Genomic DNA, 22,893 nt, shown 5'->3' with positions numbered 1-22,893 from the left:
AGCCATGCCTCCAGGTCATCTTGGCGGGCGGTGGCGAGGGTGAGGCCGTGTTCGGGCTGACCAGACAGTGGCGCGCCGGATCGAGCGGAGAGCTCAACTTGCTTCCCTAGCGTGCTGCTGGCGGTTGCGTGGGCGGCGGAGGAAATCGGCGAGCCCGATGGTGTCGTTCGTCGGCCGTTGATCGAGGTCTGCCAGTGAGCTGGTAAGCAGGCTCAGCGTCCGCGGGACGCTGTCGTACTGACCAAGACGTGCCTGGGTACGCATGAGATCGCGGTAGACGGCCTCGTTGTAAGGGTCGAGGCCGCGGGCTTGTTCGAGCAAGGCGAGCGTCTGTTCGGGGTTGTCGTCGCCGACGCTGCGAATCAGGGCGCTGAGTGCGTCCAGGACGTCACGGCGAAGGGCTTCGCGAGGGGCGTCAATCCAGTCAGCGGCGATGCTGGCGGCGAGGTCGCCCTGGTACAGCTCGGCGACGCGCCGCAAACCACTCAACTTTGCTTCGGCTGTCGGCGCCTGGTGCCGTTCGCGAAGTGCGTCCTGCAGTTGCCAGAGGTCGACGGTCAGCAGGGACTGGTCGAGGCCGTAGTGGCCATCGTCGTTGGCGGTGATGTTGGCGACCGCGCCGCCGGTGGCCTTGCGCAGGCTGCGGCGCAGCTGCGAGAGGGTCGCGTGGAAGGAGTTGTAGGGACGGTCCCCCGGCGCGTCAGGCCACAGTGCCGCGGTGAGCGCCTCGCGTCGGCTGCCGTCGCGGTGCAGGGCCAGGTAGACCAGGATTTCGCGCTGGCGAGGGGCCAGGACGTCGATGACGTCGGCGGGTTCCAGCTCGCGCCATGTCAGGTGGATCCGGCCGAGGACCTGCAGATGCAGCGGTGCGGGCTCAGATTCGCCCACCTGGGCGGCGGCGCCCGTCGGTTGATCTGGCGGGTTCGTGGTCGTGACGCGTCCGGCGATCGAGCCCCTCAGGCGACGCTCGTCGGTCGTAACCCCCATGTTCTGAGTGACCAAGACGGGGCCTGCCGCGGGCTGGGCGGGCCGGTCGAGGAAGTGGTCGTCAACGAGCGACGGCGTCGAGCCGATCCGCTCCGGCTGTCCCGCGGGTACGTCGACGTGGCCTTGCACCGGAGGGGATCCGGCCTCGTCCGCCATATCCGGCTCATCATCTGTCTCGGCAGAGGCGAACTCGAGGGTGCCATCCTGCGCCTCCACGGCACGGTCGGCCTCCGCCCCCGATTCGAGTTCGACGGCCTCGTGGCGTTCGGGTTCGACGGCCTGTAGGAGCGTGAGCAGCTCGGCGGTATCGCCCTCCGGCAGCGAGAACAGCCTGGCGTTCACGAGAGAGCCGGAGAGGGAAGGGCTCGTCGCGCCAACAGTGCCGTCCGCGCGGACGCGGACGGTGCCGCCCGCGCGCCATTGGCCGAGGAGCACGCCGCTCAGGCCGAGCCCTGAGCCGTTGTCGAGGACGGCCTGCAAACGCCGCTCAGTATCCGACGTCGGGGTCGCCACCAGGATGAGGGGCGCACGGACACCGCATTCGGGTTCCTCTAGGTCGTCGTTACGGACGCGGGTGAGGAGTTCGACTTCGAGAGTGTCAAGTGCCGCCGACAGGTTCTCCACGACTCGGAGCCGGGGCGAGATTCGATGTGGAAGGTCCGCGCCGAGCAGGGTTGGGCGACGTCAGTAGGGAGGACGACAAGCGCGTGGAGGTCGTTCTCGGCGGCTTGGGCGAGCTGGGTGACGATCAGAGCCCGGGCGGCGGCGTACGCGCCGGGGCCGATGAAGCCCAGTCCACGCTCGTGCGCGAGGTCGAGCGCTACAGCGTGCCCATCGCGCACTCCGAGCACAGTCTCCTTCTGCTCGTCCAGGACCTGCCGTGCAGTGGCTCGTGCTCGATCACGAGTCGCCAGGTCCGCAGGCCTCGTCGTCTCTGCAGGCAGTTGAAGGTCGCTGCCGTCATCGTCGGGCAGCGTGGCCGAATCATGGGCGATCCGCAGGGCACGGACAACGGGTGCGGTGCTGGGGTCGTGGGGTTCTGGAGTTCCGGGTTGGTAGCGGCGGCGGCGGTGCAGGCGGGCGGTGACCATCGCGACGGTGATCAGGGCAGCCAGGCCGAGGCCGACGAACGCGCCGGTGGACAGCGTGATGCCGGTACCTGGTTCTGCCGCGGACACGGGTTGAACAGGTGGTGACGGCTGCGCCGGTACGGGTGTACTCGGGTTCGTCTGGTCGCCGAGGTCCGGCTGTTCGAGCGGTGGATCGGAAGGTTCGTCTTCAGCCGGGGGCGACGGAGGTACCGCCGCGGTCGCAGCCGGGAGCTGCAGCTGCCAACCGGGCCGAACGAGGCTGGGTGTGGTGAGTACTCGGCCGTCGGTCTGGGTGGCGCCCTGGTTGAGTTTCCAGATCTCGGGCCATCGGTCTCCGTCACCTAGACAGCGCTGGGCGACACGCCAGAGGCTGTCGTATACCCCATGCTCCGGCTGGCGAACGACTTCGATACCTCGCTCGTCGCTCCGGACGACAGCTCGTGTGTGGACGGCGGTGGTGATCACGGGTTGCTGCTCTCCCCCGGTCTTCTCATCGACTATCGGCTGGTAGTGCGCGGTAGCAACCGCGGCGTGTCCGGAGGCCGTGTCGCTGGCGGTGATGCTCACCGACGACGCCGATGTGGAAGCGCGACTGTTGAGGAGGGAGAAGAGGATCGCGCCGACCAACACGCCAGCCACGGCGTGCAGCGGGCCATGGCGGACGCTGCTGAGTCGGCGCGGCCATCCCGTGGTACGGACTGTGTCTGGAATTGCGGCGAGCACATCGAAGGTGAATCGCGCCCAGAGCGGCCACAGAACGCAAGCGAGCAGGTTGAGCAGGAACTGCGCTGACATCGGCGCCATCAGGACATTCTGGAGCTCGGGCCAGGTGGGTATGTGGTCCGGCAGGGGCCAGCCGATGTAGTGCGCAAGTCCGTATGGGAGCACTACGACCAGGACGAACAGCACGGTCAGCGCGACGAGCGCACGGACCAGGCCTGCGACGAGCTGTACAGGGCGTCTGGCGGGATTCTGCGAAATCCAGGTCATCGTCGGCCTCAGGGTTCGGGTGCGTTGACGCCGCGTTCGGGTTGGGCGGTCGCCGAGGCGCTCGAGCTGATCGAGTGGACGCCGACGACGCCGAGCAGGATCGAGCGGTGGATGTCGGTGACCGTGACCGCGACGGTGTTGCCGGTGACGGAGACGGTGCCGTTGCGCCCTGCAGCGGCGAGATACTGCCGGGCCAGCGTGCTCGCCTGACCGGGGACCAGGCGCAGGGCCCCGTTGGAACGGTAGGCGGACAGATCGATGGCCTGAGCACCGGCTCGGGCGGCTTCCTGTGCCTCTCCGATGGCACGGACCTTGCCTGCCAGCGCAAGGCCTCCGTCGAGCACCAGGCCGCTGAACGCGATCACGGCCGCGACGAACACGACGACGAACGCGGTTACCCGGCCGTCTTCGTCCTCGTTCAGCCGCCGCAACCACGAATTGGACATCGTGAGCATCAGGCACCGCCAGCGTTTCCGGCGGCACCGATTTCGCTCGCAGGCAGGCGAAAGCGAAGGCCGGGCGTCATGTGGCCGCTACCGGAACGCGCACAGGGGCATCAGCCGCGCTGACCCCAGGGGCCGCGGCACCAGACGGTACAGCTTCCTGACGAGCCGTTCGCTTGCGTTTGGTGCGCGCTGACTTCCGGCCATCGCGCCATCGGGCGAGATCAGCGGCCGGCACATCGGTGAACCGCGCGAGCTCGTCGACGCCGATCACCTCGCTGGCATCGGCGAGTACCTCGCCGAGTTCTGTTTCGATGTCGTTGAGCTGCTGGGCAACGGCGGCCTGCTGGCGGGCCAGTTCGCTGACCCGTTTGGCCGCGTCGGCCCTTCGTACGGTTTGAGCAGAGTCGGCCTGCTCGATGCGGCGTTCGATCTCCTCAGCCGAAGTCATTTCGTTCCTCCTTCTCTGTTTCTGCGTCGTGCAGCAGCCGCAAGCCCGTGGTCATCAGGCACCACCCGCGTTTTCATTGACTCCGCGGTAAGTGTCGACTGGCGACGAGAACGACGCGGACAAAGTGGTGCTGCCAGGAACACCCAGGAGCGCCAGATCTCCAAGCCCGACCGTGCAGTCCACGGTGACGCTGACGGTGGCCCCTGGGCGGAGTCCCGCGGCGTTGACGGAGACGGCGAGGTGCTGGCAGGTGATTCCGGCGTTGGCGAGCGCGCTGTGGGCGGTCGCGCGAGCGTCGTTCTGCGCGCTCGCGGTGCTGCGGGACAGCGATGCCGCGCGGGCGGCCTGGTGGGCGACGTCGTTGAGTCGCAGATTGGTGTCCGCGAGGCGGCCGCAGAACATGACGAACAGCAGCATGACGATCAGGACTGGCGTGAGCAGAACCATCTCCGCGGTGGCGGACCCGCGCTCATCGAGCACCAGCGCTGATGTCATCTGTCGCAAGTGGACCACAAGCGCGCTCATGGTTGGGCTCCGCACACAGCCAACCCGCATCTGTTCATCCACTATCGCAGCGCGCTGGGAACCAGCCCTGTCGGCACCCGGTGGCCGGGACTGGTCTTGGGCACCGCAGCCAGCGACATCCGCACTGACCGCATCCTCGACGAGGTCCGCGCCACCGGCGGCGACGTTCGCGGCATCTGCGACCTGTTCGGTCTCTCGATCAGAGCCGCCGCTCGCTACACCGCCATCCTCGACCACCCCGGCCTGCACGACGTGGCGACGAAGTAGCGGATCGCGATAGCGTGACACGTGATCGCATGGTTGAACGGAACCTTCGGAGCTGGCAAAACCACGACTGCTCGTGAGCTGACGCAGCTGATCCCGCGGTCGCGGATCTTCGACTCCGAGCAGATCGGCTACATGCTGCGGCACGTTCTGACCGAGCCGGTCGACGACTTCCAGGACTGGCCTCCATGGCGCCCACTCGTGACCCGCACGGCGGTCGAAATCCTCAACTATGTCGGCGGCACCCTCATTATCCCGCAGACGGTCCTGGTCGAACGCTACGCACAAGAGATCTTCCAAGGGCTCGACAACGAAGGCATTCCCGTCCAGCACTTCGTGCTGCACGCCCCAGCAGACGAACTTGTCGCCCGGATCGAGGGCGACAAAATCGATACGATGGCGCGGGAGTGGCGCCTCAAACACATTGCCCGCTACCAGGAAGCGCTGCCCTGGCTGCGTGATGCGGCAACCATCATCGACACATCCGGCCTGCCGCCCCAGAAAGTCGCGCAGGACGTCGCAAACCAACTCCGGCAGCTGTGAGTCCGCACTGACGGCACGACTACACCACCGAGCCGCATGGAAGGACTCGACGCCAGTTCCCGAACCGAAGCCCTCAGCTACCCTCATCAATGACCACCACCGCTCCGGTTCCCGCCGGGAACCGCTTCGGAATTCGTGAACTCGTAGACATTGCTCCGGAACCGTTCGACCGGTCCGGTCGCGTCACCTTCAGCTGTGAGCGTGAGGAAGGGAACGACCGCGGTTACGTTGCCTTCGACGTGAACTGCGGCGTAGTCGAGGTTTCGGGTGACTCGGGCTTGTGGATCTCGCAGTGGGCCACTGCCCAGCTGCGCGAGGACGTTGCTTGCCTCGGTTTGCCCGCGTGCCGCTGTCCCGCCTTGAACGCGCGTAACCGACAGGGCTTGGGAGGCTGCGGCCTGAGCGATGTGCGTGGCGTGCATCCAGAGGGCGAACTGGGCGATCAGCATGATCAGCAGAAGCAGCAGTGGCGTAGCGAGGACCAGCTCGGCGGTGGCGGCGCCGCGATCATCGGCCAGCACTCGCCGCAGGCCAGCACGCGAACGCGGCCGGGTCGAGTGTTGTGCTGTCGCGACGGCATGCTTGGCGGTTTTCATGGGTGTCACATCTGAATGCTGTTGGCCTTGTCGCTGACCACTTTCACCAGCAGCGCGATCACGACCAAGGCCAGCGCGACGAGCGCGGCGGTGACGAGCACGGTTTCGGTGGTGTAGCCACTTTCGTCCTCGCGTAACCGGCGTGCATGCACCTTTACGTAGCTCCATAACAGCATGACGGGTGTCAACATCGCTCACTCCTAAATGTATGTCTTATGTGGACAGTTTCCCTAGTAGAAACCTCCCACCACAGCGGCAACGGCTGGGTAGCCGATGAAGAGCAAGAACGCGATGAACAGCACGATCACCGGCATGCTCATCCGCTCCGTCGCGGCCTGAGCGTCGCCTTCGGCGTCAGTGAGTTCCCGTGTTCGCAGCGCAGATGCCTTGGCGCGCAACGACGCCCGAACTTTGGCGCCCTCGGTTCCGGCGAGGCTGACCGACGCGGACAGCTCCGCCAGCTCACGCACGTCGAGTTCGTCGCCGAGCGCCCCCAGGGTCGACCAGGGGGTGACGCGGGTGACCTTGGCGATGGTCAGAGCGCGGCGGATCTGGCTGAACGACCAGCCGCGGCCGACCGTGGCGGCGTCGGTGAGCGCGCCCTCCACTCCAGCGCCTCCGGCGAGCGTGACGCGGATCAGGTTCAGGTAGGCGCTCAGCGCGAGCCGGAAGTCGCCGCGGCGCTTGATCGCCTCGCGCCGCACGTTCAGATCTGGCAAGAGGAAGCCGACGAATCCGCAGAGCAGGCTCGCGATCAGCGACACTTCCCACGCCAGCGGCAGGCCCAGCAGGGCCAGTGCGACGGAGACCAAGGTCGGGAGCATCAGGCCCGCCATGGCGAGCGCAGCCTTGTCCGCGAGATGAGCGTCGACCGGGCGGCCCGTAATGGCGAGGTCCTTGCGCAGCTTTGGACTGGGCAGGCCGAGCGCGGCGAGAGGTGCCGCGAGTGGTTTGCCGAGGGTCGCGGCCCATCCCGAGCGGTCTTGGGTGGTGATCGGTTGTGGCGTCGGAGCGGCGTCCAGCCGGTGCAGCAGCGAGCCCAGGCCGGGTCGCGGCGGGATCGCCCAGACGAGCAAAGCCCAGAGGCCCAGCCCGAACCCGGCGCCGATAACGAGAGCGGTGATCATCCTTTCGCTCCTTCCACCGGTTGGTAAGCGCCGGCATCCCGGGCTCGGAGCGCACCCAAGTCGGTCAGGAACCGGTCCGGGGTCTGGTAACGAGCCATCCGAGCGAGCCACAGGAACGAGATCGTGAACAGGCCGCCGACGAGCGCGAGCATGAGCTGGCCGAGTACGCCGTCGAACGGCGCGAGGTAGCCGCGGTTGAGCCCGGCGGCGAAAGCGACGGTGACGCCGACGATCATCCGGACGCTCGTCCGCGTACGAGCGCGCCCGGCCTCGACTCGCAGCCGCATCGACACCTGCTCGCGGGTCTCAGTGGCCAGCTCGCCCAGCAGATCGGCGAGCTGGCGGGCTTGTTTCTCCGAGGCCAGGACCAGCGCGCTGATGAGCAGGTCAGCGGTGGGGTCTGCGAGCTGGTCGGCCAGGTGGCGCAGGCTCGGTGCGAGCCGGTCGCCGCGCTCGAGCCGGAAGGTCAGCTCGTTGATCTCCGGGCGGATCGCGTCCGGCACCCTCTCCGCGGTCGCCACGATGGCCTGCTCCAGTCCTGCGGCCGCGGCCAGTGTGTCGCGCAGCATCTCGCTCCACGACGCGACGGCCTCGATCCGGGCGACCGCGCGGGCGTGGTGCTTGTCAGATCCCAGCACCCGCGGCAGTCCCCAGGTCGCCATCGCCGCGAGGACGCCCCCGACGAGCCATCCCGTGGCGATGGCGACCACGATCCCCGCCGCACCGGCCGCGAGCAACCAGCGCACTCGGATCGGATCACGCTCCGCCTGATCAGGACGCCGCCGGGCCCGAATCGGCAAGCGCAGCGAGGTGCCACGCCAACCGGCGACGATCAGCAGGACGCCGAGCCCGACACCGGCGCCGAGCAGCGCCATCACGGCGGTCGTAGTGGTCATGGTTTCCACCAGCCTTCGGCGCGATCGAGCAGGTCCGGTTCGAAACCCGCGTCGACGAGGTCGTCGACTGTGCTGGTGCGCAGCGGGACACCGGGGATCGCCCGCAGGTCGGGGCCGGGGCGCCAGACCTCGTTGGAGATCACTTGAGCGCCGTCGGCGCCGACGACCTCCCGGATCGAGGACACGACCCGTTTGCCGTCTTCACCGCGGGGCTTTTCGAGGTGGACGACGAAGTGCAGCGCGGAGGCCACGAGCAGGTTGGTCGCCTCCAGCGGGAGCCGTTCGGTGCCTTGGACCGCGTAGGCGGCGAGCTTGGTGAATACGCCGCTGCTCAGCGACGAGTGCAGGGTTCCCATCGAGCCGTCGTTGCCCATCGACATCGCGTTGGTCAGCGGGATGACGACCGGGCCGCGGACCTCACCGACGATCACCCGGTCCGGGCTCATCCGCAGGGACTGCCACACGAGCTCGGACTGGGAGATCTCGCCCTGGCCCTCGACGTTGGCTTCGCGAGCCTGCATCGCCACCACGTCGGGGTGCGCGACGGGGTCATGGTCCAGGCCGAGCTCGAAGACGTCCTCGATGGTCACCAGCCGCTCGTGCGGCGGAATTGCGGAGGCCAGGGCGCGTAGCAGCGTGGTCTTGCCGATGGCGACGCCACCGGTCACCAGGACGTTCTTGCGGGCCCGCACCATCGCCGTCAGGAAGTTTTCCAGAGCTCGGTCGATCGTTCCGTTCTCGCGCAGCTGCCGCAGGGTGACTTGGGAGAAGCGGTGCCGTCGGATCGAGAGCGACGGCCGAGCGGTGACGGCCATGACTGCCGAAGCACGCTCCCCTCCAGGCAGCGAGAAGTTCACGATCGGACTGCCGCGGTCGAAGCGACGCTCCTCGACACCCGAGCGCGCAGCAAGGTCTCGGATCAGCTCGACCAGCTCGGCGTCCGACCCGACTATCGGTGGGAGACGGTCCCTCCGGCCTGAGGCATACCGAACGAAGACGCGTTCGCCATTGATGTTGATGTTCTCGATCTTGCGATTCGCCAACAGTGGTTCCAGACCGGCCATGCCGAATATCTCGTCCAGGACGGTGGCGACGAGCCGTTGCTCGACCTCTTGCGGCACGACGGCGCCGCCGGTGTCGAGTTCGTACTGCGCCTGCCTCTCAGCGGCGTCTGCAAGGACTGCCTGGGCCATGCTGCGCCGCTGTCGCGATTCCAGAGCAGGCCGGCCAGCAGCGTCATCGGCTTGGATACGCGTAGACAGCTGATCGGAGAGTTCCCTCCGGAGGTGCCCCCGCAACCGCTCGACCGCCGCTCTCTGATGTGGGTCGGCACCGGGCACGCTGCTGGGCGCAGGCAGGGGCGTGTTCGTCGGCTCGACGCGGCCAACCGCGACTTTCGTAGGTTCGGAGGATGTACGCGGAGAGGTCATGGGCGCTTCCCGTTGGGCGAGGCCGAACGCGCTGGCGAGAACGGCGTTGCGTTGGCCAGGTTCCAGGAGGTCGGAACCGGTTCAGCGGGCCGAGTTCGTGCGGATGGCGCGGCTGCGGGACGTTGGGCAGTGGTGATGCCGTGCACCAACCGCCGGGCGGCTCGCCCGAGCGCCGAGCGGTCCGGCCCGGGTCCGCCGCGGCGGTAGCCACAGAGGACCGCAGCACCCTTCGGGTCGTGAGGAAGCCTTGCCATCACGGCAATATGGAGTTCGCGCTCGACTTCAGCGGTGGTGTAGCCATCGCCGACCAGGACGAAGGCTGGACGAGGATTCCACGTCGCGACGGTGCGGAGCTTGCCTGCAACGTGCGACAGGTCGTCGTCCCGAGCGTGGGCAAGCAGCACCATGGCGTCCGCGGCTCGGATGATCGGCAAGACCGGAGAGCCCGGTTCGACTCGACCGCAATCGGCAAGCAGGACAACCCCTGGCTGGTCACCCGCGGCCCGCAGAACCGACGCTCGGCCTGACGCCACGATGCCCAACGCCGCGCGTGCCTGCTCGGCGCCGATCGGGCCAGGCACCACGGCCAGTCCGGCGGGGAGACGTTGCACGTGCTGCCAGAGAACGCTCGCGTCGCTGATCTTGCGTGCCGCGGCTGCCAAGCTGACGAGCCCGGGTGTCGAGGGAAGTCGGAATCGAGCGGCGAGGTCCCCACCGGCCGGATCGCACTCCACGACGACGGGAATCTGTGGGGCCGGCCATCGGGCGGCGAGCGCCAGCGCGGACGTGGTCGTGCCGGGCGACCCTTTCAACGAGCACAGTGCGATCAACATCAGCTGCCACCTCCGCTCAACGCGACCAGGCTGATCTGCCCGGTCGGCGCGGTGGCCAACTGGCGCGCTTCGTTTTCGGGAAGCTGCAACGACACGACGGTGCCCTGCTGGTCCGGTCCTGCTCCGACGTCGATGACGGTCCCCGTCCACTGTGCGACGGGTGCCGCAAGCTGGGCACCGGTTGTGCTGGGGGTACCTGCGGCGACCGCAGACACCAGAACCGCGACGCGGGCGCCGGGAGCGATCATCGGCGGGAACTGACCCGCCTTAAGCCCGATAGCCGCGACCGCGTCACCGTTCGTCGGGACCGCAGGCGCACCCACCGAGCTGCGGGTCACCAGCGCGCCGGCCGGTAGGCTGAAGGCGACGGGCCTGCCGACGACACTGGACGACTCGGCAGCAGGTATCGCATCAAGTCCAACGTCGGCTGATACAGCGACCTGCCGCAAGTCCTGTGTGGACAGAGTATGCCCGACGGTGACCGGGTGCGCCAGCACTAGGATCGACTGGCGGTTGTCCAGCTGCATCGACACAATCACTGCTGCCGCGGCGAAGGCGATCACAAGCACGACGCCCACAAGCAAATATGGGATCCGACGTGAGGGCCGCACGGACTTCCACCGCGACGGGGGATCCTTTCTGCCGTGTCGCGTCCACGCATCCGCTGGTGCGGCAGGATTCTCCGATGGTCCTGGCCGTGTCGAGACGGGTGTGCTCATGGCGGCCTTCCTCATTTTGGCATAGAGCCACCGCGTCGCGACGCCGTCAACGACGCGGTGGCTGGGAAACAGGTCTGCGTTTGTGCGGCGGGGACGGGAAAGCATGCCCCTGACGGTTCTACCCTCCGCCGGTGTTGAGCGCCTGACTTTCCGCGACGCGGAAGGCCGCGTTCGCGGTGGTCGTCATGTCCGGAAACGTTCCGGCCTGCCCGGCGCCAGCCCAGGAGATCGACCAGTGCACGGTGGCCGTAACCGGGTAGGCGTTATTCGGCTTCCCGGCGGACGACGCTCGATAGGTGTGCCCGCAGTCCGGTGACGTAGCTCGAGGATCACCGCTCGCGGGGAACGGGGTTCCCCCGTTTCCGCACGTCACGGTTGCCCCATCTCCCATCGCCCACACCAGGGAAGTCGGCTTGGCGACAGCCGTGACCGAGACACCGGGAACCGCGGCGGTGGCCGATTGCTGGTCCCATCCGCCCGCGAGCCACAGCCAGGTGGGCAAGGTGACGAGCTGGTCTCCACGGGGGTTCGTGACGATTTCCGGGCTGGGTAGCTTCAGCTGGCTTCGTGCCACCTGCGCCAGCTCGGCGGGCGAGGGCAGCGGGGCGGCGGCCGGAGTCTGCTGACCGTCCGGCAGCCAGACCGGCGCGTGGTACATGCCATCTCCGAAGCCCGAGCCGGAGCACCTGTAGATGTACCAAGCTCCCGGCCCTTGAGCAGGCTGCGCCGCAGCTCGGCGAAAGACGGCTGGTCGAGCAACGAGATTCCCGCCCGGAGACGGCGGACGATAAGCGATGGTGACGGTTCCGCCCGCCGGGGGCTGGTAGTTCGACTTCTCATAGCTGCAGTTGACGGTCTTGTCCGGTGGGCCGATGAGGCGGTCGCCAGTCTTCTGCTGGTCACCGCCCTGGCCGCCACTCGATCGACCCGGGTTGTTCCCTGACCCGGGGCTTGTTCCACCCGGTGTGGGACGGGTGCCGCTGTTTCCAGCGCCGAGCTGGCAGGCAGGTGACGGAGTCTGCTGGCAATCTGCGGAGCCCCACGGCCCACCCGCCAGCGCGGGCACAGCTCCGGCCACGAGCATCGAGCCGACCGCTCCCGCAACGAGGGTAATTCTCTTCAGCATGATCCCACCTCGTGAATGCCGAAGTCGGTGACCCGCCACGCGCCGTCCTGCTGCTTCTCGACGACGGCGTTGATCTGCCGTCTGCCGCTGGGGCCGTCGTTCGCGGGCTGACCGTTGTCGGACCGGTAGTGCAGCCAGTGGCTGTCGTCGCCGCAGTCCGCGATGTTCACCTTGGTCGGCGCGCTCGACGGCTCAGCAGACGAGACAGTCGGGGCGTTCTTCGGCCGCCCCTTCGTGATGAAGCCGTTGGACTTGTCCGCGTACAGACCTCGGGTGATGTTGGTCAGCGCGGTGGCCGTCGCGTGCTGTCCCAGCCGCGGGTCCTGCCAGTTCGAGGTCTCGCCTGCCAAGGCCATGTCTTCCCACATCCCCAAGTATGTTGTGATCGCCGTTTGCCGAGCTGCGTCAGCCAGTGACGTCGTCGAAGGCGGAGTACTCGGTGGAGACGATGATCCGCTGCCTGGCTGCACATCGGATGACGGCACAGAATCTCCTGGAGAGCCAGTAGAGCAACCGGTCGCGATAAGCCCCGCGACGACTAGGCTCGAACTGATCGCCAGTCCCCTGCTCACAGCGCGCGAATTCACCGGTGTCGCCTCTCGCTTTCCATCAGACCGAATCAAACTGATCTCGGGTTTGAGTCAGTTCCACTCTTTGCCTCTACCAACTGCTCGACATAAAGTCGCTACCCTCGAAGCCTCGACGACAGGTTTGATCGCCCCTTCACCCATACGAGCGATTTGATGGGGTACTGGCTGACAATGGCCACGAACGTGTTGTCTCGGCGGTTGTGGATCTGGTTTTGTTTCCATCGACTTCGCGGACTCGACGGCTGGATGTCGGCCGCGCCGCGAGGCCGAACGCGGATCTGAAGTGGAGCAGTCGCCATCGAGCAACCTCTCTCGACCATCGTTGCCGCCTTGACCGGATCGGCGGCCTCGATCGCGATTCTCGCAGTGCGACGTCGACGGTGGGAACCTTTCGGGCGACGGCGGGCCGCAGCCCAAGTTGCGTTGACGGCCTGTCTGCTCGCGCTTCTCTCGTGGCTCGGCGGAGACGGTCCTCCGTTGTGGGTCGGGGCCGGAGTTGTTGTGTTCGGCGTGCCACTGGCCTTCAGCGACGCGCAACTGCGCCGTCTGCCCAACTCGCTCGTGGCGTGTCTGACGGGCGCCACCGCGGCAGCAGTGCTTGCCGTGGCCATCGCCGCCGGCGACGCTGGTCCTGCGTGGCGAGCCGCCCTCGCCGCGCCCGCGGTGACCGCCGCCTACTTCAGCCTCTACGCCTTGGCGCATGGTCGACTCGGAGGCGGCGACGTAAAGCTGGCTGCACCGCTCGGCGCGGTACTGGGCTGGCACAGTTGGTCCCTCGTCGCCACGGGCTTCGTCCTGTCCTGGACGGCCGCCGCGCTGTTCGTCGTCGCGATGAAGGCGTCCGGCAAAGACACGCAACCGGCGACGTTTCCGCTCGGTCCCTTCCTGATCGGCGGCACACTCGCCGCGCTGTGCGTTGCCGGACGGTAGGCCCCAAAGTCTGACACTCATCGTTGGGCTCCGATCTGGGGTCTCGCAGACGGGTACTGCTTGGCTCTTGGGCGGTGATCGGCTGCACGAACGTTCTCGCCGCGGCCGTGCAGCCGATCACCTGCTACTTCCGTTCCCCGGCGGTGGACGTCCGGGCACCTTCGGTTTTAGCTGGTCAACCCCGACTATCTGCAAGGTAAGTACGTACTGATCCTTGGCTCAGTCGGGGTATCTTCACTCGAACGGTCGACGCCGGGCCGCCGTTTTCCCCGTTGATCGACTACCGAGGGTTTGTTCGTGGTAGGCAAGGCCCGTGACCGACGACTGGGATGTCCCGTACCGCCAGAGCCTCCACGAGGCGCTGGCGTTGCTCAACGGCCAGTGGACAGTCGCGGTGCTGGCGACGCTCGCGCTGGGCGAGCGACGGTACAAAGACCTCATGGCCGAGGTGAACAAAGCTGAGGCACGGGTCGGCTGGGTATCCCATCCGAAGCCGGTGACGGACAAGGTGCTGACGCACACGCTCCAGCGCGCGCAGGACAACGGGCTGATCGTTCGCCGGGCGCAAGGTAGCCAAATTGGCGGCAGCGTCTGGTACAGCCTGACGTCTAGCGGGAAAGAGCTCCTCCGCTCGCTCCGTCCGCTTGCGAACTGGGCACAGCAAAATCGGGACCTGCCGGAAGACGGATAAGCCGAGCAGCAGTCTTGATCAAGACGTGGTCTCGATGACGCGGACCTGATTGCGACCGGCGTCCTTGGCAGCGAACAACGCCAAGTCGGCAGCCAGAAGTACCTCCTCGAGCGATGCTCCGGCCGTCGGATACATGGCCGCGCCGACGGAAGCACTGAGCTGGTGGCCTACACCGGCGTCGTGGACTGCGTCGACACGTGTTCGGAAGATCGCCTGGCAGATGCGGTTGGCCACTTCTTCCAGTTCGTCGTGTGACGCGCCCGGCAACATCACAACGAACTCTTCCCCACCAAACCGGCCGCAGCGGTCATCGCCGCCGACTATCTCCTGGAGTGCCTGACCAACAGCACGAAGCACTTTGTCACCCGCCAGGTGCCCAAAGGTGTTGTTGATACGCCGGAAATGATCAAGATCGACCATCATGATGCCGACTCGGCTACCTGTTCGCCGAGCTCGTCCGAACTCGGCCTCCGCCAGCGCGTGCCAAGCCGTGGAGTTGAGCAGGCCGGTCTTCGAGTCGGTCGTCGCGGCATGTTCGAACTGCCGGATCAGGACCGAGCGGTGCAGCGCGTAGAGCGGGACGAGCATCAGAACCACGAGGGCGGGATGCAGGCTGAGGAGCAGGGCTGTCAGAAGGCCCATGCACAGCGTGGCCAGCTCGAGCACGTTCTCGCTCAATGGGCCCAGCAACCGCCGCGCTGTTCGATCCGGTCGCACGATCGCGATGAGTGCGGCGGCGATGGTCGAGTTCATCGTGTAGTACACCGCGATGACGACGACGGCACTGATGGCGTCCCGCAGGCCGAACTGGTGCGTCATCGGCGCCAGCTGCAGTTCCGTCGCCGTCCAGGCCGCGACTTGGCAGGACAAGATCACGTTGCTTGCGTTGAACAGGAAGCGAGAGAGGTACGCCCCATCGACTCCGCGTGAACAGCGGAACCACAGATGGGCGTACAGCGTCACCGCCAGGACCGCGGCCAACGCGGGCGGGAGCACGAGCGCGCCGGCCAACGTCCACACCGACGAGAAGTTGACGTGAGGGGTGTCCGAGAAGCGACGGCGACGGCGCTCGACCTGCCGAGCCAATTCCGCCGCGACCAGGCCGAAACCGACGACGACCGCGCAGAGGACGAACGCCCGCCCAGCTGGGCGGACCACGATCGCGCTGATCCCCACGACGGCAACCGCGGCCAATTCGACCATCAGCACGAACACGCGGGCAGGCACAGAGTGCGACCAGGCAGCCCAACCGGTTGGGCCAACTGGCGTACCCGGCTGCGTTGAGCGTGACGCTGCGGGCATACTAATCTCACTTCCGTTCCCGCTGGAGGGTCCCGGCTCTGAAGTCGCCGCTTCCGAGTCGTTGCCCCCTCCTGCTCCAGGACGTCCTGGGAGGAGGCCGCTGTGCGTAACAAAGAGGTCTGATGGTTTTCGAGTCGCTCGACCGGGAGCTCCAGGCTCGTCCTCGGCGGTTCTCGCCTGCCGGGGACGAGCAAATCTCCACGCGGCCGCGAGAGCCAACACCAGCACGGTAGTCAGTGCGCCGGATATCGCCACGGTGGCGACCGGCCCTGCGTGCTCGGCCAGCAGCCCGCCGGCGAAGATGGCAATTCCTTGGCCGGCATAGACAGTCGTGCTGTAACGGCCCATAACCGCGCCACGTCGCGAGTTTGGCACGATTGCCACGATCATCGGCTGCAGCCGAATCAGGTAGACGGTTGAAAGAGCTCCGGACACCGCCCACAGCAGAATCGGCCCCACTAGCCCCGGAGCGATCGAGCACGCTGCCAAGGGAATCCCGGCAAGTGCCGCGGGGACGATGACCGATCGCTGGCTGTGTACGGCGAGGCCGCCCGCACGCGCCGTCCACCAAGCTCCAAGGACGCTTCCGACCGGGTCCGCAGCCATCAAGAGGCCGACACCTAGGCTCCCGACTCCGATCGCACCGGCGTAGGGCGCCGCAAGACCTTCGGGCACAACGAGCAGCCCGACCAGACCCCCCAGTGCGAAGGGCGCCAGCAGTCGAGGATCGAACTGCCTCGCCGCTCGTGGTGCGCTTCCGGACCCCGTTTCGTCGTCGGTGGCGACCGGCCGGGCGCGTACGCCGACGGCGACGATCACGGCGCTGGCCACGAAAGTGACGGCGTCCAGCACCAGTGCACCGCTCGGCCTGAGCGCGCTGACGATGAGCCCGCCGCTGCCGAAGCCGGCCACCTGCGCGACCTGGACACTCATCTGCCGAACAGCCAGCCCTGCCTGATACCTGTCCCCCACCAGAATCTGGGGCAGGAGAGCGAGCTGGGCAGCCTTGAACGGCGCGGACGCCATGGTCAGAAGACTGATCAGCCCCCAAAGCACCGGCAGCGGCATACCCGGAATGGCCATCGAGAGGGCCAGCGCCGCTCGCAGCAGATCGGTGATGACGATGACCTGCTTGCGGGGATACCGGTCAGCCAGTCCGGAGAGGAGCCAGCCGCCGACGACGGCCGGGACGAAGGTCAGCGCGTAGGTGAGTGCCGTCAGCGTGGCCGAAGACGTCCGGTCGTAGACCAGGATCGCGAGCGCGACCCTGGCCAGCTGATCACCGAGGACGGAGACGGTCTCCGCCGACCACAACGCGCGGAACTCGCCAACCCTCAACGAATCGACGACTCCAGCGTTTCCCGCGCTTCGCATCTGGCCCCTCCCCGCCCGCGGTAAAACTCCCCAGCGGCCCCCCGACCTCACACATCTGGAGTAACCACGGTATGCCCGGAGAGTCGCCGGTTGGATACCATCAGCGAACTTTCACCCAGATGCACGATCCGACTACTCTACGCAACAGTGCTACCGAACGTGACAGTCCAGGTGCTGCCGATGGTCAGACGTCCGCACGCCGCCCCGAACGGCACGTTCACGATCTTGAGCTTCCTGAATCTGGTCAGTGCCGGCCGTCGCCCACCAGGACGGAATGGTGCAGGGCAGCTACTGGGAAGACCCGAACGACGTCCTGAAATTCTGCAAGGCCCTGACCCAGCTTCACATCGCAGCTCTGGGCGTCCGCGCCTCCAAGCAGAACAATGGCCCTGTCGTGGCCGTGACCTCGGCCAGCCGGTCCGGACTGTTCTGCTCCGTCGACGTTCAGCAGCCCTCGGAATAGCACAGCAAGCCTCGACCGCGACCTTGCCGTGGCGCCGTCCCGGTGGCCCCGATTCGCCACAACCGCTCGCGCAGCGACTACGCCGGAGCAAGCCAGCCGCTCGCCCACATCGGCCGAGACCACGGCGTGCGATTCTCGTTCGACTCCCCGGTCGAGGCGCGGATTCAGCGGATCGTCGGCCGGGAAGCGACACGTGCTGGCAACCCGCACCCGACAGCCGCGACGGGATCCGGGACAGGGCGGGGGCTGAGGCCACCGGCATGATCGACCTGTCCACTTGGCCGGCCGGTTCCCGGCTGCTCCTGCGCAAGGATCGCCCTCACCCAGGAGCGCAACTGCTGTTCACCAACGCCGACGGGCAGCGGATCACCGCAGTGCTCACCAACACCGCACCCGGGTCCTGCTTGCTCAAGCAGCCTGACTGGAACTGCGCCACCGCCTACCTACCTGGATGGAGGACCGCATCCGGGAAGCGAAGGCAATCGGCCTGCGGAACCCGCCCTGCCGCAGATTCGAGGTGTCCGGTCGGCGGAGCAACCTCAGATGGTGATCCGACGCACGGCCGTGATCAGGTCGTCCCTGATCAGGGACGAGTCCTGCCATCCGTCGGTACTGGTCAACGAGCGCGAAGCGATCAGTTTGGCGACGTTGTTCGCCGTCGACGGAACTCCTTGTTCGTTGTCCTCACCAAGCCCGTGACTCGGCCTCGACGAACGCCGCTGGGGTCGGCATAAATCGCGAACGCCATCCCTGGTCGCAACGCTGGGAACGGTCAACCCGGGAGCAACAGGGTCGAAGATCCACAGGAAACTGAGGCAAAACGGTCATCGAATCCGTTCCGACGATGAAGGCCGTGTGCCGCTACTCGTCTGCGTAGGTCCGGGTAGCGCGCCGGTAGGGCTGACGAAGCTCCGCGAGGCGACGGGGAGACCAGAGGTCGTCGCGCTCATTGACGCTCAGGTCGCCGTCTTGGCGCACGAGCCAGATCACGTCCATGCCCGAAAGCACCGCGTCCCCCACAACCCGCTCCAGCACCGCGGCAGTCAGGCGGACCATGTCGTCGCGCTGCTCGGTGAGCTCATCGTTCTTACCGAGCCGGAATCCGATCGCCACAGTCGGAGTGATTCCAAGATCGGTGACTATCGGCGCCCACGGCTGAGGTGCTGCGGCATAGGTCTGGATCCAGGTGCTGAGCGTTGTCGCCGCTCCGTCACCGGCAAGCTGTTCGGAGGAGACCGACGTCTCGAACAGTCGCATCGGCTCGGCGGCGTCAAGCAGTTCACTGGCGAGCTGTTGAGGTGACAGCGCCGTCACCATTTCGAGGTCGTACTCGATGGCCATCCGAACAGTCCTTACTAGGCGAGTCGCTAGGGGTAGAGGTGAACGATGTTACCCAGTTTGTCGATCGCCAGGACCTCCTTGAGGCCGCCGACTGGCCAGTCATGCAATTGAGCGCGCATGGCCGGTAGATCAACGGGCGTGTCGGCCATGTTGAGGACCACACGCTGAGTCTGACCTTTCTTAATCTTCTTTTGCATTTCACGGGAGATGTTACGGGCGCTGGGGCTCGTCGGCGCGTAATTATCGAAGACTTCACCGTTAACGCGGTAGTCGGGTTTCTTGCCGTTCGCCAGCGGTTGGGGGTTCTGTTCGACGTCGTATCCAGCCCTGGCCAAGGTGGTGGCCGACTCGTTCTCACGTCCCAGCGAACGGACGTCGTCCGGATCGGCGTTCTTCGGGATCTTGGTCGGATGTCCGCCGGGGGTGGCGTTGGGGTCCGGGTCTCGGGTGGGTTGTGTGTGGCCTCCTACTTCGTCGCTGATCTTGGTGGCGTCCACGCCTTCGACGTTGGGATTCGGCGTGTTGCTCATCGCCGCGCCTGCATCGCCGGAACCACCCCTTGGGTGATCGCGATCGCCCCGCCGGCGACGACGAGTATCGTCTCCGCCGCGGCCGCGACCTCGGCGATGGGGACGACCAAAGCGCCTGCCGCGTCGATGCCGAACAGCTCGAGGCCTTCGACCAGGGCGACGATGAGCGCGTCCAGCGCTCCCTCGGTGAGGATGCTGCCGATCACCAGCAGCCCGCCGATGACACCGAGCCCGTCGATCACCGACTTGACCTTGTCCTTGATCTTCTCCTGGGTGTCGGTGTTCCAGACCCGGAAGTCGACCAGGCTGCTCGCCATGTCCTCGAGCGACTGCGGCAATTCCGTGAGGATCGACTGAGCACCCGCGGCGCGATCCCAAAACTGTTCCAGTTCGGCGACGTCGTCGGAGCTGTTGTTGCTGACGAGTCCTTGAAGCCGGGAGTGCAGGCCGGCGGCGAGGCCCCGGATCGAACCCGCGGCCTTCCGGCACGCGTCGGCCGCGCTGTCGATCTTGTCGGTGTCCGCAGTAGGGATGGAATTCTCCAGGAAGCCTGGCATCCACCACGGTGAGTCGCCGGTCAAGACCACGAAGTCGCTGTTGGCCGGCCACGCGTGCGGCACCACTGGCACCCACGGTGGCTGTCCGCCGGGCTTACCCGGTGTGCTGTCCTGATCGGCGGTGACGTGATTGAGCGCGGACACGTCGATGCCTTTGCCGATCGCACCGAGGAGGTCGAACGCGGTGTGGAACCCCTCGTTGATGATGCAGTCGATCGCGGCGGCCCAGCTTTCCTGGTACTTCCGCGCACCGCCGCAGGCACCAGCCGCCCCGTGTGCCACGTCAAGGCCGTTCAGCAGATCTTGACGTATCCGCTCAAGACCGTCCTGCGCGTCGACGAACTGCAGCGCCACACCATGAAAGTCCGGAGGCGAGATCTTCACCGGCATGGCCGGTCCTCCGTCGGGTCCGGGTCCCATCGCCGCCACTACCGACCCTGCCAGATCGTGACGTTGACATGGACTGCCTTGGCGTGATTGTCGTGCGCGGTGATCACGACGTCCCGAAGCCAGTGCAGCTGGTCTCGCAGATCGCGGGCGGCCGAGAACCACTCGGTGGCCGCAGTGCCGAACGCGTCCTGCGCGTCTCCCTTCCAGCTCGACTTCAGGTCTGTGACGATTCGGTCCAGTTCGTCAAGGTTGCCTTCCGTGGCGTCGATATGCTTCGCGATCGCCTCCGCCGTGCGTTTGAGCACGGCGAAGTCCACCGTCAGCTGATCCACGCGCCCCCTCGATAGCGTCGGTTGCTGCCGACACAACAGCGTAACCGAAACCTCAAGCAGAGACAGTCGTCCTCACGAAAAGGGTCCAGCCGAAAGCCCGCCATTCAGTAGAGACTTTCGGAGCTACCTCCCCTTGGGTGCATTTGTCCATTTCATACTGGAGTTGGACCATGCGCTCGGCGGCATGTGCCACGCGGCCGGGACAAGATTCGTGGAGGCGGCGCTGCCAGCGCTGGTCGCGCGCTTGCGGGTGCACAACGATACCCACCCGCAGACGCAGCGGATCCGCTTGGTCCTTCGCGGTGTCCACGAAGTCCCGCCTAATTGCGAGCGCGCGCCTGGACTGTCCGCCGCGCGGACGGTGGCTTCGTAACGGAAGGTGAGATTATCGGACCGGTTCGCCGCGGCGCGGTGGCGTTTGAGCCGCTCAATGCCGCACCGGAGCCGTCGTACCGACGGTCGGCCGAGAGGGCAGCGAAGTCGTTCCGTCGCCTTGGCAACCTCATCACTCCCGGCCCGGCTTGACGGACCACCCGCGGAAAGCGCATTAGACGCGACACTGGGCGAACGTCTCCAGGCGCGGTTCTTCGACGGCGCGGGACGCGAACGGTATCGTCGGAGACCCCGCCGAGAGAGCGTCACCCTCACGCCCCTGGTGTGTCCACGCGAGAGGGAACGCTCTGTCGTTGACTCTGCGCTAGACCTTGGTGGTCATCAATTCGAGAAACGCGGTCCACGCATTGTGGGAGTACTGAACGAGCCCGCTCGCTTCACCGAGCTTGGAGTCACGTGCGTACATGGCCTCGTCTGCCGCAGCGATCTCCACACAGTCGCCGCCATCTCCGTTGCTATGACTGCTCTTGTGCCAGCGGGGGTCGTTGAATTCTGGTGCCGTCATATCGTTCACTTCTCCTTATCGCTTTCGTGACCAGTCCGTCCGGATGTCATGCATCCTCTGGAGTGACGCAACGGGGTCGAGCGCCCAATCCGGGGATATCAGACGCTCATGATTCGAGTTGTACAGCGCGATCGTCGGTGGCTCTTCCACGAATAGTCCGGAAACCAGATTTTCAAGGTAGAGAGCCTCCGTCTCCTGAGTGTCGCCATCCTCGAACGACAGCAAGCTATAGCTCGTCCCAATCCCGGGGTAGGCGCCGCGTTCCTTGGGCAGGACCTGAATCACGACGTTGGACTGCTCGGCGCGAGCTATGAGCACGTCGACTTGTTCCACCATGACGTCGGCGTCACCCACGATCTGCCGCAATACCGACTGCTCCGGAATGATCGCGTGCAAGTTGAGCGGATTCTCAGCGTCATCAAGGCGCATTTGCCGCCGCTGACGCACGCGGCGGCGATCCTCGGTGACCGCCTCGTCAGGCTTCGCCTGCCAGAGACGCACGAGCTCGTCGGTGTACCGCGGGCTCTGCAAGAGCCCCGGCACGATCTGCTGCAAGGTCCGCACGCCGGCAGCGAAGGCTTCGGTGTCGAGGTAGTCGTGGGCGTAGTCGGGCACCGCCTCCGCACCGAACGCGCGCCACCATACTTGACCTTCTTGCCCGGCTCGCGCGTACGCAACCACGCGGTCACGCTCTTCGTCGCTGATGCCCAAGATGGTCGCAATCGCGATGACCTCCGCGACCGGTGTCACTGCCACGCAGGTCTCGAAACGGTTCAGTTTCGGAGTCGACCAGCCGAGCTTCTTCGCAAGTTGCTCCTGCGACAGCGACGGCTTCTGGGACGCGCGCCACTCCTTGAGCTTCCGCGCGACCCGCCGTTGCCGAACGTTCGGCTTGGGCTTCTCAGCCACCGACAACCTCCAACGCGCTGGTCCTTCCACAGTTTGGCCCTCGTGGTGCGGGACGTAGCAGGGCCTCATCCATCTGGGTGAAAAATACCATCTCGACCACCATTACATCGCTGGATGTGGAATTTTCCATAGACAGGCAGTGGTCCAGCGCCACTGAGTCTACTGGAAGGTTGCACGCCGTATGGCGGGCGACTCCGCAGAGCATCGATCTGTTCGAGGGGGACGAATGGAAGCCAGACCGGGCAAGCTGCCTGCGGACGCGGACCAGATCCCCTGCACGAACGCCGTTGGTTGGCCCGGCGACGTCAAGGTGTTCACCAAGGGTGTCGAGGTCGTGTTGATCGTCCCACCCGGTGAAGCCGCCGTGTTCACGCCCGGTGCGGCCCGCCAGCTCTTGGAAGCCATCTTGAAACAAGTGGTGATCGCCGATACGCGCGCCCGCCACCCAGACCGCTACTGGCCGACGGAGTCGCAGTCACGGGCGTCTCCTGGCAACACGTAGTAGCCCGACCAGCCACGGTCCGGTAGGTCCCGGGGGATACCGGTGGCGGCCGATGCGGTCAAC

27 protein-coding genes are annotated in these 22,893 nt (G+C 66.3%); 6 read left to right on the top strand and 21 right to left on the bottom strand.

Annotation, left to right across the window (positions count from 1 at the left end):
- Positions 1-93: 93 nt before the first annotated feature.
- The 5 genes from QMK34_RS03390 to QMK34_RS03370 form a co-directional block, all read right to left on the bottom strand.
- Positions 94-1,500 carry an AfsR/SARP family transcriptional regulator gene (locus QMK34_RS03390; protein ID WP_326411319.1) on the bottom strand — a complete coding sequence of 469 codons (1,407 nt, stop codon included), beginning with the start codon at positions 1,498-1,500 and terminating at the stop codon, positions 94-96.
- Positions 1,501-1,538: 38 nt separating this feature from the next.
- Positions 1,539-3,068, bottom strand: a complete 1,530-nt coding sequence (locus QMK34_RS03385) for a LysM peptidoglycan-binding domain-containing protein (protein WP_326411317.1) — start codon at positions 3,066-3,068, stop codon at positions 1,539-1,541.
- An 8-nt stretch (positions 3,069-3,076) separates the two neighbouring features.
- On the bottom strand, positions 3,077-3,514 hold the full coding sequence (locus QMK34_RS03380; RefSeq protein WP_326411315.1) for a hypothetical protein: 438 nt from the start codon (positions 3,512-3,514) through the stop codon (positions 3,077-3,079).
- A 76-nt stretch (positions 3,515-3,590) separates the two neighbouring features.
- Positions 3,591-3,962 carry a hypothetical protein gene (locus QMK34_RS03375; RefSeq protein WP_326411313.1) on the bottom strand — a complete coding sequence of 124 codons (372 nt, stop codon included), beginning with the start codon at positions 3,960-3,962 and terminating at the stop codon, positions 3,591-3,593.
- 54 nt (positions 3,963-4,016) lie between these two features.
- Positions 4,017-4,457 (bottom strand): TadE/TadG family type IV pilus assembly protein, encoded by a 441-nt coding sequence (locus QMK34_RS03370; protein ID WP_326411310.1) that lies wholly within the window; start codon positions 4,455-4,457, stop codon positions 4,017-4,019.
- 9 nt (positions 4,458-4,466) lie between these two features.
- Between QMK34_RS03370 and QMK34_RS03365 the strand changes: the two genes are divergently transcribed.
- A complete protein-coding gene (locus QMK34_RS03365) occupies positions 4,467-4,754 on the top strand; it encodes a hypothetical protein (protein ID WP_326411308.1) in 288 nt (95 codons plus the stop codon).
- 21 nt (positions 4,755-4,775) lie between these two features.
- Positions 4,776-5,294, top strand: coding sequence for an AAA family ATPase (locus QMK34_RS03360; protein ID WP_326411306.1), 519 nt, complete (start codon positions 4,776-4,778; stop codon positions 5,292-5,294).
- Positions 5,295-5,380: 86 nt separating this feature from the next.
- Here QMK34_RS03360 and QMK34_RS03355 read toward each other — a convergent pair whose 3' ends face one another.
- The 9 genes from QMK34_RS03355 to QMK34_RS03315 all read right to left on the bottom strand — a co-directional run bounded on the left by QMK34_RS03355 (position 5,381) and on the right by QMK34_RS03315 (position 12,389).
- Positions 5,381-5,815: a TadE/TadG family type IV pilus assembly protein gene (locus tag QMK34_RS03355; RefSeq protein WP_326411303.1), complete on the bottom strand. Its 435-nt coding sequence runs from the start codon at positions 5,813-5,815 to the stop codon at positions 5,381-5,383.
- An 80-nt stretch (positions 5,816-5,895) separates the two neighbouring features.
- On the bottom strand, positions 5,896-6,081 hold the full coding sequence (locus tag QMK34_RS03350) for a hypothetical protein (protein ID WP_326411301.1): 186 nt from the start codon (positions 6,079-6,081) through the stop codon (positions 5,896-5,898).
- Positions 6,082-6,120: 39 nt separating this feature from the next.
- Positions 6,121-7,017 carry a secretion system protein gene (locus tag QMK34_RS03345; protein WP_326411298.1) on the bottom strand — a complete coding sequence of 299 codons (897 nt, stop codon included), beginning with the start codon at positions 7,015-7,017 and terminating at the stop codon, positions 6,121-6,123.
- Positions 7,014-7,913, bottom strand: coding sequence for a type II secretion system F family protein (locus tag QMK34_RS03340; RefSeq protein WP_326411296.1), 900 nt, complete (start codon positions 7,911-7,913; stop codon positions 7,014-7,016). The genes QMK34_RS03345 and QMK34_RS03340 overlap by 4 nt, the downstream gene beginning before the upstream one ends.
- A complete protein-coding gene (locus tag QMK34_RS03335) occupies positions 7,910-9,106 on the bottom strand; it encodes a CpaF family protein (RefSeq protein WP_326411293.1) in 1,197 nt (398 codons plus the stop codon). The genes QMK34_RS03340 and QMK34_RS03335 overlap by 4 nt, the downstream gene beginning before the upstream one ends.
- Positions 9,107-9,339: 233 nt before the next feature.
- On the bottom strand, positions 9,340-10,176 hold the full coding sequence (locus tag QMK34_RS03330) for a chromosome partitioning protein (RefSeq protein ID WP_326411291.1): 837 nt from the start codon (positions 10,174-10,176) through the stop codon (positions 9,340-9,342).
- On the bottom strand, positions 10,176-10,739 hold the full coding sequence (locus QMK34_RS03325) for a hypothetical protein (RefSeq protein ID WP_326411289.1): 564 nt from the start codon (positions 10,737-10,739) through the stop codon (positions 10,176-10,178). Before QMK34_RS03325 ends, QMK34_RS03330 begins: the two co-directional genes overlap by 1 nt.
- A 274-nt stretch (positions 10,740-11,013) precedes the next feature.
- Positions 11,014-11,553 carry a hypothetical protein gene (locus QMK34_RS03320; RefSeq protein WP_326411287.1) on the bottom strand — a complete coding sequence of 180 codons (540 nt, stop codon included), beginning with the start codon at positions 11,551-11,553 and terminating at the stop codon, positions 11,014-11,016.
- A gap of 461 nt (positions 11,554-12,014) precedes the next feature.
- Complete coding sequence (locus tag QMK34_RS03315; protein ID WP_326411285.1) at positions 12,015-12,389, bottom strand: hypothetical protein; 375 nt, start codon at positions 12,387-12,389, stop codon at positions 12,015-12,017.
- Positions 12,390-13,112: 723 nt separating this feature from the next.
- Between QMK34_RS03315 and QMK34_RS03310 the strand changes: the two genes are divergently transcribed.
- Positions 13,113-13,541: a prepilin peptidase gene (locus tag QMK34_RS03310; protein WP_326411283.1), complete on the top strand. Its 429-nt coding sequence runs from the start codon at positions 13,113-13,115 to the stop codon at positions 13,539-13,541.
- 313 nt (positions 13,542-13,854) lie between these two features.
- Positions 13,855-14,232, top strand: coding sequence for a winged helix-turn-helix transcriptional regulator (locus tag QMK34_RS03305; protein WP_326411281.1), 378 nt, complete (start codon positions 13,855-13,857; stop codon positions 14,230-14,232).
- Positions 14,233-14,250: 18 nt separating this feature from the next.
- On the opposite strand, the gene QMK34_RS03300 is transcribed toward QMK34_RS03305, so the two are convergent.
- Positions 14,251-16,908: an MFS transporter gene (locus tag QMK34_RS03300; protein WP_326411279.1), complete on the bottom strand. Its 2,658-nt coding sequence runs from the start codon at positions 16,906-16,908 to the stop codon at positions 14,251-14,253.
- 247 nt (positions 16,909-17,155) lie between these two features.
- On the opposite strand from QMK34_RS03300, the gene QMK34_RS03295 reads away from it, so the two are divergent.
- A complete protein-coding gene (locus tag QMK34_RS03295; protein WP_326411277.1) occupies positions 17,156-17,371 on the top strand; it encodes a hypothetical protein in 216 nt (71 codons plus the stop codon).
- 861 nt (positions 17,372-18,232) lie between these two features.
- On the opposite strand, the gene QMK34_RS03285 is transcribed toward QMK34_RS03295, so the two are convergent.
- From QMK34_RS03285 to QMK34_RS03260, 6 genes are all read right to left on the bottom strand, one after another.
- Complete coding sequence (locus QMK34_RS03285) at positions 18,233-18,712, bottom strand: SitI3 family protein (protein WP_326411274.1); 480 nt, start codon at positions 18,710-18,712, stop codon at positions 18,233-18,235.
- A 26-nt stretch (positions 18,713-18,738) separates the two neighbouring features.
- Positions 18,739-19,242 carry a hypothetical protein gene (locus QMK34_RS03280; protein ID WP_326411272.1) on the bottom strand — a complete coding sequence of 168 codons (504 nt, stop codon included), beginning with the start codon at positions 19,240-19,242 and terminating at the stop codon, positions 18,739-18,741.
- Positions 19,239-20,189, bottom strand: coding sequence for a WXG100 family type VII secretion target (locus tag QMK34_RS03275; protein ID WP_326411270.1), 951 nt, complete (start codon positions 20,187-20,189; stop codon positions 19,239-19,241). Before QMK34_RS03275 ends, QMK34_RS03280 begins: the two co-directional genes overlap by 4 nt.
- A gap of 38 nt (positions 20,190-20,227) precedes the next feature.
- Positions 20,228-20,521 carry a WXG100 family type VII secretion target gene (locus QMK34_RS03270; RefSeq protein ID WP_326411266.1) on the bottom strand — a complete coding sequence of 98 codons (294 nt, stop codon included), beginning with the start codon at positions 20,519-20,521 and terminating at the stop codon, positions 20,228-20,230.
- A gap of 697 nt (positions 20,522-21,218) precedes the next feature.
- Complete coding sequence (locus QMK34_RS03265; RefSeq protein WP_326411417.1) at positions 21,219-21,419, bottom strand: DUF397 domain-containing protein; 201 nt, start codon at positions 21,417-21,419, stop codon at positions 21,219-21,221.
- 15 nt (positions 21,420-21,434) lie between these two features.
- Positions 21,435-22,328, bottom strand: a complete 894-nt coding sequence (locus QMK34_RS03260; protein ID WP_326411264.1) for a helix-turn-helix domain-containing protein — start codon at positions 22,326-22,328, stop codon at positions 21,435-21,437.
- Positions 22,329-22,554: 226 nt separating this feature from the next.
- Here QMK34_RS03260 and QMK34_RS03255 point away from each other — a divergent pair, with 226 nt between their 5' ends.
- Positions 22,555-22,830 (top strand): hypothetical protein, encoded by a 276-nt coding sequence (locus QMK34_RS03255; RefSeq protein WP_326411262.1) that lies wholly within the window; start codon positions 22,555-22,557, stop codon positions 22,828-22,830.
- The last annotated feature ends 63 nt before the right edge of the window (positions 22,831-22,893 follow it).

It is taken from the genome of Amycolatopsis sp. H20-H5 (assembly GCF_035828755.1).
Classification (GTDB): domain Bacteria; phylum Actinomycetota; class Actinomycetes; order Mycobacteriales; family Pseudonocardiaceae; genus Amycolatopsis.
This window is presented reverse-complemented; position numbering and strand designations above follow the sequence as displayed.

Coding starts and splice junctions, on each gene's coding strand:
- QMK34_RS03385 (WP_326411317.1), bottom strand. CDS start 3,068: ATGACCTGGATTTCGCAGAATCCCGCCAGACGCCCTGTACAGCTCGTC.
- QMK34_RS03380 (WP_326411315.1), bottom strand. CDS start 3,514: ATGTCCAATTCGTGGTTGCGGCGGCTGAACGAGGACGAAGACGGCCGG.
- QMK34_RS03375 (WP_326411313.1), bottom strand. CDS start 3,962: ATGACTTCGGCTGAGGAGATCGAACGCCGCATCGAGCAGGCCGACTCT.
- QMK34_RS03370 (WP_326411310.1), bottom strand. CDS start 4,457: ATGACATCAGCGCTGGTGCTCGATGAGCGCGGGTCCGCCACCGCGGAG.
- QMK34_RS03350 (WP_326411301.1), bottom strand. CDS start 6,081: ATGTTGACACCCGTCATGCTGTTATGGAGCTACGTAAAGGTGCATGCA.
- QMK34_RS03345 (WP_326411298.1), bottom strand. CDS start 7,017: ATGATCACCGCTCTCGTTATCGGCGCCGGGTTCGGGCTGGGCCTCTGG.
- QMK34_RS03340 (WP_326411296.1), bottom strand. CDS start 7,913: ATGACCACTACGACCGCCGTGATGGCGCTGCTCGGCGCCGGTGTCGGG.
- QMK34_RS03335 (WP_326411293.1), bottom strand. CDS start 9,106: ATGGCCCAGGCAGTCCTTGCAGACGCCGCTGAGAGGCAGGCGCAGTAC.
- QMK34_RS03330 (WP_326411291.1), bottom strand. CDS start 10,176: ATGTTGATCGCACTGTGCTCGTTGAAAGGGTCGCCCGGCACGACCACG.
- QMK34_RS03320 (WP_326411287.1), bottom strand. CDS start 11,553: ATGTACCACGCGCCGGTCTGGCTGCCGGACGGTCAGCAGACTCCGGCC.
- QMK34_RS03315 (WP_326411285.1), bottom strand. CDS start 12,389: ATGTGGGAAGACATGGCCTTGGCAGGCGAGACCTCGAACTGGCAGGAC.
- QMK34_RS03300 (WP_326411279.1), bottom strand. CDS start 16,908: ATGCGAAGCGCGGGAAACGCTGGAGTCGTCGATTCGTTGAGGGTTGGC.
- QMK34_RS03285 (WP_326411274.1), bottom strand. CDS start 18,712: ATGGCCATCGAGTACGACCTCGAAATGGTGACGGCGCTGTCACCTCAA.
- QMK34_RS03280 (WP_326411272.1), bottom strand. CDS start 19,242: ATGAGCAACACGCCGAATCCCAACGTCGAAGGCGTGGACGCCACCAAG.
- QMK34_RS03275 (WP_326411270.1), bottom strand. CDS start 20,189: ATGCCGGTGAAGATCTCGCCTCCGGACTTTCATGGTGTGGCGCTGCAG.
- QMK34_RS03265 (WP_326411417.1), bottom strand. CDS start 21,419: ATGACGGCACCAGAATTCAACGACCCCCGCTGGCACAAGAGCAGTCAT.
- QMK34_RS03255 (WP_326411262.1), top strand. CDS start 22,555: ATGGAAGCCAGACCGGGCAAGCTGCCTGCGGACGCGGACCAGATCCCC.